Genomic DNA, 11,985 nt, shown 5'->3' with positions numbered 1-11,985 from the left:
AAATGTACCTGAACAACAAAAACATAACACTTCCAGAAGATCCAAATACTGTTGTTTGGAAATACCTTGACTTGTCAAAGTTTCTCGATTTGTTGATGTCAAAGAAACTATTTATGTCGCGTTCGGATAAATTTGAAGACCAATACGAAGGGACTTTTAGCGAACCCACTTATGAAGAAATCAAAAAAATAGCCGAAAACAATCCCGAGTTTTTACAATATTACAAATCGCATCGCGAAAAAGTGGCCATCAGCAGTTGGCACATCAATGAATACGAATCCTTTGCCATGTGGCAAATTTTCACCCAAAACAGTGAAGGTTTGGCTATTCAATCTACAATTGGAAGATTGCAAAATGCAGTCATTCCCGAAAAAAAATTCGACCAATTCATCGGCGAAGTGAACTACATTGATTACAAAAAAGAACATATCCCGTTTGACGACGTGTTTTTCCCTTTTTTATTCAAGCGAAAAAGTTTCCAGTACGAAAGGGAAGTTCGAATCATTTCGGATGTTACCCAAAGCAACACCAAATTGAATGATGGCCTAAAAATAAACGTGGACATCAACCAGTTAATCGAAAAAATCTATATTCACCCCAAATCAGAAAACTGGTATAAAAACCTCGTGATTCAATTAGTGGAGCAATTGGGTTTTGATTTCACGATAGAAAAATCGGATTTGGAAAGTGATATTTTGATATAATCTACGCATAGATTTTTGACCACATTACCTCATAAAAAAAACCTCGAAATGAATATTTCGAGGTTTTTTTTAGTTAATTCAAGCCAATTTAATTAGCTGTATGATGTTCTTTATCAAGGTGAATCCTTTTCCTGCCAGGAGAGGTATAATCTGGTGTTCCGGTTGCCGAATAAGCAGGAACACCTCTTTTTTCATCCGTTGCTTTTGGCGGATTCGACACAATTGGGTCAAAAGGGTAATACGCACTCGGACCGTCAAGAAGAAGGTTGCTTCCACCCGGTTTGGTAATTTCAAGTCGCGTAGTATAATTGTCCCCATCATCATCAACATCGTAGAAATCAGGAATGCCATCTTTGTCGCTATCATCAGGATTGTCAACACCAACGCCCAAGATTCTCATATATCCATCACCGCCGCTCACGTCTTCTTGGTAAGATGGAATACCATCATTATCCTGGTCTAATCGTTTGATTTCATATAATTTAAAACTAAAAACCAACGGAGAATAAGATGGAATGGAAAATGAACCTGAAGCGTAATAAGCCAATCCTGAAGGCAAAAACATTACTCCGGCACCAAAACCGTTATAAGTAACCGTTCCATTAGGATTTGAAACATAGCTACCAGTTTTAAATTTTGGAAAAGTTTCTCCCCATCCTGTAATAGTGCTAAACAAACTTAAAAAGTCATTTGGCAATACCACTTCTTCAAATTGAGTAGCAGTAATCGTCGAAGGGGTTGTATCTGTAGCAGTCGTTTGAGACAAATAAGTTCCTCTATATGATGTTAAAACACCGTCAACATTGCAAGGTGATACGCCTCCAAGACCTGTAACGGCATCCTTTACACCTTCTCTTAACACTAAATAATACAGCGTATATTCAATACTATGCAGATTTACTTTTCCTTTTATCAGCTTTGGATAAGTTGGCGCATCCAAATAAGACATAATGGAAGGCTGATTTGCTGCGTCCGTTATTTTTGAAATCACGACATCTTGGTCGCTTGTTTGTCCCGGAGCATTTGTAACAGTGATATAATTCGTTTTTAAATATTCTTCGATAATTTTAATCTCGGCGTCGTATTGTGTCTGATAATCTCTTATTGGCTCAACTGTTTCGTTATTGTCATTCTTTGAACACGAAAATATAGAGAGGGTTGTAATTAATAGAATAAAATAAAACTTAAATTTGTTCATTATAGTTGATTTTTAAGCTCGCAAGATACAATTTTGATTTATTTTTGTAAACAATTTAACTTCGATTTTGGAAAATTTATGAGAATAGATAAATATTTATGGTGTGTGCGATATTACAAGACGCGTAATATGGTGACGGAAGCTTGCAAAAAAAATCATGTCACCGTAAATGGCCAAGTAGCGAAACCTTCAAAAGAGGTTTTTCCCACAGACAAGATCACTTTCAGAAAAGACCAAATCACGCAAATCATAACAGTTCTGGATATTCCTGAAAATCGTGTGGGAGCTAAATTGGTCGATATGTATCGAAAAAACGAAACACCGGCAGAAGCCTACCAACATTTGGAATTGTTGAAATTATCCAAAGAGCATTATCGAAAAAACGGAACGGGAAGACCCACCAAAAAAGACAGACGCGACATTGATGATTTTGGCAATGAAATCGAAGATAAAGATGATGAATAATACGGAATCCATTTAAATGACAAAACTAATTTCAATACTCTAAAATCTAAAACCTGAACTCTAAAATTATACCAATGAACAAGAACATCATCCTGTCGAATCAAGAAATAGAGCATAAAATCAAAAGAATTGCTTACCAAATCTATGAAACATTTGTAGATGAAGAAGAAATTGTCATTGCAGGAATTGCTTCCAATGGATATGTTTTTGCCAAAAAAATCGCCGAAGCCCTGAACACCATTTCAACCCTGAAAGTTTCGTTATGCGAAGTTCGAATCAACAAACAAAATCCAGAATCGGCCGTGAACACTTCTTTGTCCAAAGAAGCTTATGCCAATAAAGGTTTGGTACTTGTCGATGACGTGTTGAACTCGGGAACCACCTTGATTTATGCCGTGAGACACTTCCTGGACGTTCCCCTCACGAAATTCAAGACAGCGGTTTTAGTAGATAGAAATCACAAAAAATATCCTGTGAAAGCAGATTTTAAAGGAATCTCGCTTTCAACCTCTTCTTTGGAACACGTGCAAGTTATTTTTGATGAAAACGGAGACAGTTATGCTTGTTTAAGCTAGAATATCCAGAATATCGGCAACAGTTTCGTCAACAGTTTTTTTATCAACCACCACTTTATGCTGTGCGTGGTTGTAGTAGAAACTGCGATCAAAAAGATGCTTGGCAATAAATTCCTTCATTTCTTCTTCGTTTTTATTGGCAATGAGAGGACGTTTGTCTTTATTGACAACCAATCTATCAAACAAAGTTTCTATTGAAGCTTTTAAATAAATGGACAAAACGTTGTCACCCTTCAACAATTCATGGTTATTGGCGTAGCATGGAGTTCCACCTCCAAGACCAATTATCAAGTTTTCGGGAGAATTCAATAATTCAACAAAAACATCGTGTTCCAGCTTTCTAAAATAGATTTCTCCTTGCTGTTCAAAAATCTGGTTTATGGTCAAATTTGTTTTCTCTTCGATGATTTTGTCCAAATCCACGAATGGAATATTGGTTGTTTTAGACAATCTATTGGCGATTGTGGACTTCCCACAACCCATATAACCTAATAAAACTATTTTTCTCATTTGAATAAAACCTTAAATACTAAGGCGTTAAAGGGTTTTGTTAAAAAAAGACAAATTTATGACAAAATACCTTTGAAAAATCAAAAATAAGACCTTATATTTGCACCCGCATTCAAGAAACGAATATGACTCGATAGCTCAGTCGGTAGAGCACATCACTTTTAATGATGGGGTCCTGGGTTCGAGCCCCAGTCGGGTCACAAATCTGTGATCAACACATAAGTTTCTTGAAGCAATGACTCGATAGCTCAGTCGGTAGAGCACATCACTTTTAATGATGGGGTCCTGGGTTCGAGCCCCAGTCGGGTCACTAAAAGGTCGAGTAATTTGTTACTTGACCTTTTCTTTTTTAAGGCCACGTGGAGAAACGGTAGACTTGCCAGCTTGAGGGGCTGGTGCTCGCAAGGGCGTGCGGGTTCAAATCCCGCCGTGGTCACGATTAAAAATTATCAAAAGCAAGTATTTGTCCGCAACATAAAAAGACAATTGAATGCATCAATTTATTTTAAATTATCATCTACAAAATACAAATACTAAATAGTACAAAAAATAACCCTGCCATAGTGTGGGGTTTTTTTTTGCCCAAAATTAATCTGTAAAAGAAATACAATGTTAGAAAAATTCTTCAAGCTCAGGGAAAGAAACACTTCTTTCAAACAAGAAGCTATTGGCGGAACTGTCACCTTTTTGACAATGGCCTACATCATATTCGTGAATCCCAACATTCTTTCTGATGCAGGAATGGACAAAGCCGCACTTATCAGCGTAACCTGTATCGCCGCAATCGTGGGAACTCTTTTGGTTGGCATCTGGGCCAATGTTCCTTTTGCAATGGCGCCGGGAATGGGACTCAACGCGATGTTTGCCTATACTCTCGTAATGAGCGATGGAGCAACTTGGCAACAAGCATTGGGCGTTGTTACTATGTCGGGGATTGTCTTTATCATCATTTCCATTCTCGGAATTCGGCACAAAATAGTCGATGCCATACCTGAATCGCTCCGGGTTGCGATTGGAGCGGGAATTGGACTGTTTATTGCCTTCATCGGTTTTAAACAAATGGGACTCATTGTTGCCAACCCAGCCACTTTGGTAGGATTGGGAAAATTCACTCCGGCAGTCGTTATCGGACTGATTGCTTTCATTGTTACGGTGTTTTTGGAAATCCGAAAAGTAAAAGGATCCATCCTGATAGGAATTTTACTCGCTACCGTACTTGGATTTATCTTTGACGACTCCATAAAAATACCTTCGGAATTCATAAGTACTCCTCCATCTATCACCCCTGTTTTTGGGCAATTGGAAATCTTGTCGGTTTTAAAAATCTCTTTCATCGCTCCTGTTTTTTCATTTTTGTTCGTCAATCTATTTGATTCTATCGGAACGGCGATTGCCTGTTCCATGGAAGCAGGACTGGTTGACAAAGACGGAAAAATGCCCCACATCAAAAAAGTTTTGGAAGCTGATGCAGTGGCAACTGCTTTCAGCGGTGTTTTGGGAACCAGCAGTACCGTGACATATATAGAATCGGCGGCAGGAATCGCCAATGGCGCCAGAACTGGATTGAGTTCTGTTTTTACCGCCGGATTATTCTTTCTTGCCATGTTCTTTGCTCCTCTGATTGGAATTGTTCCGGCTTATGCAACAGCACCGGCACTTATATTGGTAGGGATATTTATGGCGAAACACTTGATTAAAATCAATTTTAACGAACTTTATATAGCCGTTCCCACCTTCCTGACATTAATTTTAATGCCACTAACCTACAGTATCAGTTCAGGAATTGCTTATGGTTTTTCATCATTCATCATTCTCTGTCTTTTGACGAAAAACACCGACAAGGTTCATCCAATTATGTGGGGAATTGGACTCTTTTCCATATTGGAAATCATCATTTCACAAATGAATTAATACCAAATTACAGAATACCCAATATTCAACCCAATGAAAATCAAATATTTATTACCCATCTTTTTGTTTTCTTGTTTTGTCAAAGCGCAGGAAGTACAATTGCATTACGACTTTTTACCCGAAAGAGAATACCTGACCTTCACGTTCGAATTTTTCAAGCCCGACAAGTTAGGAAGCACTTTCTTCTTTACCGATTACAACTTTGGACGCACTGACTCCGCAAACTTGGCTTATTTCGAAATTGCCAGGAAATTCAATATCAAAAACAATCTTGTCGAAGGATTGAACTTTCATGTCGAATACAACGACGGTTTTTTGATGACCGACGACAAAGCCGGAAGTCCAGAAAATGCGCTCGGATTCCCTATCAATCGCGCTTTTTTGGTTGGTTTAGGACTCCCTATCAAAATAGGCAACTTTACGCTGAACACGACCTATATATACAAAAACACACATGGATCTGCCGGAGTTGACGGACAATTTACGGCTGTTTGGTTCCAAAACCTGTTCAACGACAAAGTAACCCTTAGAGGATTTCTTGATTTTTGGTCCGAAGATAGAGTTGACGGTTCCAGCAAAAAAATGATTTTACTGACCGAACCACAAGTTTTGTACAACTTCAACAAAAGCTTCTCTTTGGGTTCTGAAATCGAAATCAGCAACAACTTCGTTCCATTTGAAGAATTCAAAGTATACCCAACCATTATGGCCAAATACGCATTCTAAAGATTTTTTTTATACCAAAAGGGCAACAAGTATCGAAATACTGTTGCCCTTTTTTATTTTATTGAAATTTTCTAAAAAACCCCAAAACAAAACGAATCAATCCCAAAACCTACTGTTATTCAGTACTGTACACCAACCAACCAAATTAAGAAAATAAATACTTACAATACACGACAATAAATCAATTATCCTTAAAAAAATAGCTATTTAATTTGTGTATTAGTTTTAATCTTGTAAATTAGCTACCCTATCTTAATTAAAACGGCATATATATGAAAAAAAAGACAGCTAAATCAAAAATAAATTTATCAGGATTTTTTATCCTTTCATTTTTATTATTTGGCGTATCCACTGCTTTTTCCCAAACCGTTTTTTACGACACAATAAACAAGAAAAAATACGCGAAAATCGATGTTCATGCCACATACGAAAGAGTAATACAAAAAGGCTACGAATCTATTGAAATGCTGGAGTATCTGGGAAATTATTATTACAAGGACAAAGATTTTCAAAAATCAAAACTATATTTTGACATACTTTTCAAAAAATACAAAATGGCACAAATTTCTGCAAGAAGTATTGATTTATACAACAAATTGCTGGGTGGCAGAATCTAAACAACAAAAAAACGCCTCAATTATTGAGGCATTTTTTTTGTTTGTTGTTTAAAACTGATTATTCTATTTCTTCCCTTTTGTTGCATTTTTCAAATCATCGCCGCCGGGAATCTTCATTTTGTCTGTAAGAATCGCTATTTCGCTCAGTTCAAAATCTCCGGTTAATGACATCAATACGGTTTCATCTTGCTTGCTCCCATCTTCGATAAACATTAAAAGTTCCTTTGCTCTAGTGGCTGTCGATCCAGATTTCACCCATATCTTGACATTTTTACCATTTTCGTTTACACGCATCAATTCTTCCAAACCGGCTGTTTTCATATACTTGTCGGCAGATAATTTCATGTCGGCGGCAATTTTTGTATTGGTGGTAGTAAACACTTTCAAGTTGTCCAACTTTTTCATCAAGCTCAAATACTGTTGGGTTTCCTTGTCATTGGCGTCCACCTTGACACTTCCCATCATTTGAAACATTTTCTTGTTGACGATTATCGAAGTCACTCCCTCTTGCCCGTCATATTTATCAAAGCCGGACTGCGCAAAAAACGCATTGGAAACCAATACCATTACTACTGTGAGTATAAATTTTCTCATTTTGATTTTTGTGGTTTAAAAATTAAATTTTTTGAATTATCATATTCTTGAATGTACTGTACACTTTCTATGCCAATTTTCAAATGACCAGACAAAATCGACAATGCTTTTTGCGTTTCCCTGAAGGCAACTTCGGGATCATCATAGGTTCCCAGATTTTTATTTTGGTCAACATCGCAACAATTAAAATAACCATACGTCCCTATTCCCAATAAAACTAGAACCATAACAACAATAGAAACCTTGCCCAAATTTAGTTTTTTAGGTTTTAAGGCATTTTCTTGAGTACCGTTTTCTGTTTCCATCTTACTCATAATCTATCGGAAAATTTTGTTTCTGAAAGAAGTCATTAATTTCACAAACTTGCAAAGAAGTTTATAAAACGCTTCCAAAATTATGACGAAACTAACTTATTTTCGTCACAAAGTCCTTAAAATAAAACTAAAGTTAGTAATTTTACGTTTGATACATCAAAACCTAAATATGAAAACAAAGTTTAAACTCATAATTCTCTTCTTTTTAACCGTTTTTGCCTTCCAAAGTTGTCAAGACAATGACGATGTTTCTGCACCGCTAAACTTGGAAGTGAATGATTTTATCTGGAAAGGACTGAATCTTTACTATTTATGGCAAGCCGATGTACCCAATTTATCCGACAACAAATTTGCCACCCAAACACAACTAAATAATTTCTTGTCTGGATATCCAAAACCGGAAAATTTATTCGAAAGCTTGTTGTACAAACCTGAAAGTCTTTATCCCGCAGCAGGACAAGCCGTGGACAGATTCAGTTGGATTGTCGACGATTATTTAGAATTAGAAGGACAGCTTCAAGGAACGACCAATAATAACGGTGTGGAATTTGGTTTGAGCTATAAATCATCCGGTTCTTCAGAAATAATTGGCTGGGTAAGATATATTATCCCAAATTCTAATGCATCAACAAAAAACATCAAACGTGGTGATGTTTTTTATGGCGTAAATGGAACCCAACTTACCGTAAGCAATTACCAAGCATTATTGTTCGGTTCAAACAACGACTATACTTTAAATATGGCCGACATCAACGGTGGAGCATTCACTCCAAACGGAAAAACAGTCGCTTTGACGAAAACCATTTTGGACGAAAATCCCATTTTGGTAAATAAAGTAATTGTTTCTGGTTCCCATAAAATTGGATATCTGATGTATAATGCATTTTATGGCAATTACGACACCCAACTAAACGATGCTTTTGGATCACTTAAATCACAAGGAATTACAGATTTGGTTCTTGATTTACGATACAATGGTGGTGGTTCCATCCAAACTGCAACAAGATTGGCCAGCATGATTACGGGACAATTTAAGGGACAGGTTTTTTCCAAAGAACAATGGAACGCCAAAATAGAATCTTATTTTGCAGCCAACGATCCTGAATCATTGAAAAATTTATTTACCGACAAAATGGGAACTACAGCCATCAACAGTGTTGGCATGACCAAAGTTTATATTTTAACTTCGGCAAGCACGGCTTCGGCAAGCGAGTTGGTGATTAATGGATTGAAACCATACATAACAGTTGTACAAATAGGTGATTTAACTACCGGTAAAAATGTTGGATCGGTTACTTTATATGATTCTCCTACTTTCGGCAAAGAAAACAGAAACCCAAGCCACCGTTATGCGATGCAACCCCTGGTGTTGAAAATTGTGAATGGAGCAGGTTTTGGCGATTATCAAAGTGGTTTAGTACCTACTTTTGCATTGAAAGAAACGTTAAGCACTCTTGATGTTTTGGGGAGCACAACAGAACCTTTGTTGAATCTAGCCATTGGCAAAATCACGGGAACTGCAAGAACAAAACAATCCACTCCCGGAATTCAATTTGAATATTTCAAAGATTCGAAATCCATAAATGGTTTGCGAAACCAAATGTATCTTGACAAAGCTCCCGAAGGTTTATTGAAAGCTTTGGAATAGGTCATGAACCAGCACAATAAAACAAGATTTAATCAGTTAATGCTTAATAAACAATATTAACAAAACTGAAGTCTCATGAAAAAACCAACACAATTATTTTTGCTTTTGACGGCAATTATTTCTTTTGCTTTTGTAAACCCTAATCATCCAAAACCAAAGCAAATCAACGTGGTTATTGATGCCGCGCACGGTGGGCATGATTTTGGAGCGGTTTCAAACTCAATCAACGAAAAACAAATTGTCGAGCAAATCGCCAATAAAATCAAGTCTTTAAACAAAGATAAAAATGTTGTCATCCATTTTACCAGAAGTTCAGATGTGTTTGTTCCACTGAAAGAAAGAACCGAAATTGCCAATGCAATTAAACCCGATTTAGTTTTGTCATTACACGTAAATTCCAATACAAACAAGGACAAATCAGGAGTGGAATTCTTCGTTTATAAAGATTCGAAATTATATAAAGAATCAAATAACTTTGCAGTAAAATTAAGTGCAGAAATGTCTAAAAATAATAGTTTTGAAATGGGAGAAATAAAAAATGCTTCCTATTCAATTATTAAAAATGCAACTGTGCCGGCAGTACTCATTGAACTTGGTTATTTATCTAATGAAAAGGATAAAAAACACCTCACCAACGAAAAGGAACAAAACAAAATTGCCGAAAGCATCCTTCAATTTGTTTCGAGTATAAAATAAAAGCAAAAAGGCTTTCAATGACGAGAAAGCCTTTTTTTTTGAACCAAATTATGTAATTATAATTTGAAATTCAAACCCAATTTGTAGTTTCTTCCTTTGGTGTTATACCCAACGTTTTCAACAAAATCTTCGTTTAAAATGTTGGTTGCCGCACCAAAAATGTTCAATCTATTTTTTACTAATTCATAGTTCAAGGATGCATTTACCAATTGGTAAGACCCTAAAACAACATTTTGGGTGCCGTAAGTGTTTCCATCAAAGAAAGCATCATTTCTACCGTCAACATACTGATAATTCACGTTAAAAGTAGTTCTTGGGCAAAGTTGATAATCCAGGGAGGAATTCACTTTATGTTTCGGAATCAATCTGTCCAAAGCTTTGTCCACTTGGGTAAAAGTATAATTCGAAATCCATTTTAACTTTTGGTTCAAAGCAAAACTGATTTCAGTTTCAACTCCTTTTGCTTTATTCGTCCCTTCAACATTGATGTATTTATAGGCCGATGAAAATCCAATAAAGTTATTTTGCTCGCGATAAAATCCCACGGCAGAAAACACAATTTTTTTGTCTAGAAGATTCGTTTCAAAACCAGCTTCAACAGTGCTGTTTTTTTCTGGCGTCAAATCGGCATTACCGTATGGAGAATACAATTGGTACAAACTTGGCGTCACGAAAGCCGTGCTGTAAGAAGCCAAAACCTTCAATGGAAATGTTTTGAAATCAAACGATGGATTCACGTTGTAAACAAATTGGTTTCCGTATACGCTATGAATGTTCAATCGTGCACCTGCATTCAGGTTCAACCCAAAATCTGAAGTATAAACTCCAGTAACATAAGGGTCGATCATGTTAAATTTGGCACTTTCCCTTTCAACCCCACCATAAGGCGTTACGCTGTTCATGTCAAAAAACTGGTATTGTGCCCCAGTCACTATAAACAAGGATTTAGTAATCTCATATTTGTTGTAAGCATCAACATTTACGTTTCTGGAATCGTATTTCGAATACCCAACCGTTCCCGAATAGGTATCCAATTCGTTATAAGAACGTCCAATTTGGTTGAAGCTGGAATTCAATACAAATTCTCCTTTGTTATATTTGTATTTTGGCAAAAATCCAAATCGAGATTGTTCTGATTTCGAATGATTCTGGCTAATATCGTTGGTTCCCGTATTGTCGAAACCTCCGTCATAATCATTGTCGATTTTGTCGTAATTGCCAAAAAAGTCCAAAGTTAATTTGTCGTTGACTTTGTAACCCAGTTTTGCCAAATAGTTGATTCTCGAAAAACGATCTGCTTCATACGACACGTTTTCATTTGGCGAAGCAATTTGTGACATTCCAGTGGTTTCCGAGCTATTCAAGGACGCAAAATAACTGAATTTTTTCAGGTTTCCGTTTACTAAAAACCCTTGATTGTAATCCTGTGGACTCTTTTTTGAAGTAGATGCCGTGTTATACGTTCCCGCATTCCAATACGCATTTCCTTGAAAGGATTTCTTTCCCTTTTTCTTCAACGTAATATTGATTACACCAGTGGCAGCACCAGTTCCATACAAAGTACTCGAAGCACCTTTCATGATTTCTATGCTCTCCACTTGTTCCGCAGGAAGCAAACGCAAATCATATTCAAGACTAATTCCAGACGCATCGGTAACCGGAATTCCATCAATAAGGACAAGTACTTGACTGCTTTTTCCGCCACGAATGTAGTAACCCAAATTTTTTCCGGCTGCACTTTGGCTTCCGTTGATTTCAACACCGGCAACCGAATTTAGAATGGTCGCCACGCTTTGTCCTTCCTTCATTTTTAAATCTTCGGAAGTGATTTTGGTAATCACTTTCCCTGATTTTTCTTTGGGCAAAGCAAATTTGGAATCCGAAATTACCACTTCATCCAGTTGATTTTTGGACGCGATGGTGTCTTTTTGCTGTGCAAATACACAGCTTGTCATCAGTACGAATAACGCACTAATACGAACGATTTTGTTGTTCATTTAATAAACATTTTTAATAATAAAAATGGG

13 protein-coding genes and 3 tRNA genes are annotated in these 11,985 nt (G+C 36.7%); 11 read left to right on the top strand and 5 right to left on the bottom strand.

Going from position 1 to position 11,985, the window contains the following annotated elements; translation table 11 throughout:
* Positions 1-2 precede the first annotated feature (2 nt).
* Positions 3-704, top strand: a complete 702-nt coding sequence (locus BUC16_RS09405) for a DUF2971 domain-containing protein (RefSeq protein ID WP_073370065.1) — start codon at positions 3-5, stop codon at positions 702-704.
* An 88-nt stretch (positions 705-792) separates the two neighbouring features.
* On the opposite strand, the gene bamM is transcribed toward BUC16_RS09405, so the two are convergent.
* Positions 793-1,902 (bottom strand): BamM family beta-barrel-assembly machinery protein, encoded by a 1,110-nt coding sequence (gene bamM, locus BUC16_RS09400; RefSeq protein ID WP_073370064.1) that lies wholly within the window; start codon positions 1,900-1,902, stop codon positions 793-795.
* A gap of 78 nt (positions 1,903-1,980) precedes the next feature.
* Between bamM and BUC16_RS09395 the strand changes: the two genes are divergently transcribed.
* A complete protein-coding gene (locus tag BUC16_RS09395; protein WP_073370062.1) occupies positions 1,981-2,367 on the top strand; it encodes an RNA-binding S4 domain-containing protein in 387 nt (128 codons plus the stop codon).
* A gap of 74 nt (positions 2,368-2,441) precedes the next feature.
* Positions 2,442-2,942 carry a phosphoribosyltransferase domain-containing protein gene (locus BUC16_RS09390; RefSeq protein WP_073370061.1) on the top strand — a complete coding sequence of 167 codons (501 nt, stop codon included), beginning with the start codon at positions 2,442-2,444 and terminating at the stop codon, positions 2,940-2,942.
* Here the strand turns inward: BUC16_RS09390 and BUC16_RS09385 are convergent.
* The gene (locus BUC16_RS09385) at positions 2,934-3,452 is read right to left on the bottom strand and encodes a shikimate kinase (RefSeq protein WP_073370059.1); all 519 of its coding nucleotides are present in this window, start codon (positions 3,450-3,452) and stop codon (positions 2,934-2,936) included. The genes BUC16_RS09390 and BUC16_RS09385 overlap by 9 nt on opposite strands.
* Before the next feature lie 127 nt (positions 3,453-3,579).
* Between BUC16_RS09385 and BUC16_RS09380 the strand changes: the two genes are divergently transcribed.
* From BUC16_RS09380 to BUC16_RS09355, 6 genes are all read left to right on the top strand, one after another.
* Positions 3,580-3,652 (top strand) — tRNA-Lys (locus BUC16_RS09380).
* Positions 3,653-3,689: 37 nt separating this feature from the next.
* Positions 3,690-3,762, top strand: a tRNA-Lys gene (locus BUC16_RS09375).
* 43 nt (positions 3,763-3,805) lie between these two features.
* Positions 3,806-3,888: transfer RNA gene (locus tag BUC16_RS09370), tRNA-Leu, on the top strand.
* A 173-nt stretch (positions 3,889-4,061) separates the two neighbouring features.
* Positions 4,062-5,363, top strand: coding sequence for an NCS2 family permease (locus tag BUC16_RS09365; protein WP_073370058.1), 1,302 nt, complete (start codon positions 4,062-4,064; stop codon positions 5,361-5,363).
* 33 nt (positions 5,364-5,396) lie between these two features.
* On the top strand, positions 5,397-6,089 hold the full coding sequence (locus BUC16_RS09360) for a DUF5020 family protein (protein ID WP_073370056.1): 693 nt from the start codon (positions 5,397-5,399) through the stop codon (positions 6,087-6,089).
* Positions 6,090-6,361: 272 nt separating this feature from the next.
* A complete protein-coding gene (locus tag BUC16_RS09355; RefSeq protein ID WP_073370055.1) occupies positions 6,362-6,706 on the top strand; it encodes a hypothetical protein in 345 nt (114 codons plus the stop codon).
* Positions 6,707-6,769: 63 nt separating this feature from the next.
* On the opposite strand, the gene BUC16_RS09350 is transcribed toward BUC16_RS09355, so the two are convergent.
* Together BUC16_RS09350 and BUC16_RS09345 are read right to left on the bottom strand one after the other, a co-directional pair.
* Complete coding sequence (locus BUC16_RS09350; RefSeq protein WP_073370053.1) at positions 6,770-7,300, bottom strand: GFO_1090 family protein; 531 nt, start codon at positions 7,298-7,300, stop codon at positions 6,770-6,772.
* Positions 7,297-7,614: a hypothetical protein gene (locus BUC16_RS09345; protein WP_141226117.1), complete on the bottom strand. Its 318-nt coding sequence runs from the start codon at positions 7,612-7,614 to the stop codon at positions 7,297-7,299. The genes BUC16_RS09350 and BUC16_RS09345 overlap by 4 nt, the downstream gene beginning before the upstream one ends.
* Positions 7,615-7,783: 169 nt before the next feature.
* Here BUC16_RS09345 and BUC16_RS09340 point away from each other — a divergent pair, with 169 nt between their 5' ends.
* Together BUC16_RS09340 and BUC16_RS09335 are read left to right on the top strand one after the other, a co-directional pair.
* The gene (locus BUC16_RS09340; protein WP_073370050.1) at positions 7,784-9,262 is read left to right on the top strand and encodes a GFO_1087 family putative carboxy terminal peptidase; all 1,479 of its coding nucleotides are present in this window, start codon (positions 7,784-7,786) and stop codon (positions 9,260-9,262) included.
* A gap of 75 nt (positions 9,263-9,337) precedes the next feature.
* Positions 9,338-9,958, top strand: a complete 621-nt coding sequence (locus tag BUC16_RS09335) for an N-acetylmuramoyl-L-alanine amidase family protein (RefSeq protein ID WP_073370049.1) — start codon at positions 9,338-9,340, stop codon at positions 9,956-9,958.
* Positions 9,959-10,014: 56 nt separating this feature from the next.
* Here BUC16_RS09335 and BUC16_RS09330 read toward each other — a convergent pair whose 3' ends face one another.
* Positions 10,015-11,955, bottom strand: a complete 1,941-nt coding sequence (locus BUC16_RS09330) for a TonB-dependent receptor plug domain-containing protein (protein WP_073370047.1) — start codon at positions 11,953-11,955, stop codon at positions 10,015-10,017.
* Positions 11,956-11,985: the final 30 nt, after the last annotated feature.

Origin of the sequence: Flavobacterium fluvii, from assembly GCF_900129545.1 — a bacterium.
In the GTDB taxonomy this organism is placed as follows: domain Bacteria; phylum Bacteroidota; class Bacteroidia; order Flavobacteriales; family Flavobacteriaceae; genus Flavobacterium; species Flavobacterium fluvii.
Note: the sequence above shows the minus strand (reverse complement) of the source record. Positions and strands in the feature narration are given on the sequence as shown.

Bases quoted from the DNA above. Each gene is read 5' to 3' on its own strand.
- BUC16_RS09340 (WP_073370050.1), top strand. From the start codon at position 7,784: ATGAAAACAAAGTTTAAACTCATAATTCTCTTCTTTTTAACCGTTTTT.
- BUC16_RS09385 (WP_073370059.1), bottom strand. From the start codon at position 3,452: ATGAGAAAAATAGTTTTATTAGGTTATATGGGTTGTGGGAAGTCCACA.
- BUC16_RS09360 (WP_073370056.1), top strand. From the start codon at position 5,397: ATGAAAATCAAATATTTATTACCCATCTTTTTGTTTTCTTGTTTTGTC.
- BUC16_RS09395 (WP_073370062.1), top strand. From the start codon at position 1,981: ATGAGAATAGATAAATATTTATGGTGTGTGCGATATTACAAGACGCGT.
- bamM (WP_073370064.1), bottom strand. From the start codon at position 1,902: ATGAACAAATTTAAGTTTTATTTTATTCTATTAATTACAACCCTCTCT.
- BUC16_RS09335 (WP_073370049.1), top strand. From the start codon at position 9,338: ATGAAAAAACCAACACAATTATTTTTGCTTTTGACGGCAATTATTTCT.
- BUC16_RS09390 (WP_073370061.1), top strand. From the start codon at position 2,442: ATGAACAAGAACATCATCCTGTCGAATCAAGAAATAGAGCATAAAATC.
- BUC16_RS09405 (WP_073370065.1), top strand. From the start codon at position 3: ATGTACCTGAACAACAAAAACATAACACTTCCAGAAGATCCAAATACT.
- BUC16_RS09350 (WP_073370053.1), bottom strand. From the start codon at position 7,300: ATGAGAAAATTTATACTCACAGTAGTAATGGTATTGGTTTCCAATGCG.
- BUC16_RS09330 (WP_073370047.1), bottom strand. From the start codon at position 11,955: ATGAACAACAAAATCGTTCGTATTAGTGCGTTATTCGTACTGATGACA.
- BUC16_RS09365 (WP_073370058.1), top strand. From the start codon at position 4,062: ATGTTAGAAAAATTCTTCAAGCTCAGGGAAAGAAACACTTCTTTCAAA.
- BUC16_RS09345 (WP_141226117.1), bottom strand. From the start codon at position 7,614: ATGAGTAAGATGGAAACAGAAAACGGTACTCAAGAAAATGCCTTAAAA.
- BUC16_RS09355 (WP_073370055.1), top strand. From the start codon at position 6,362: ATGAAAAAAAAGACAGCTAAATCAAAAATAAATTTATCAGGATTTTTT.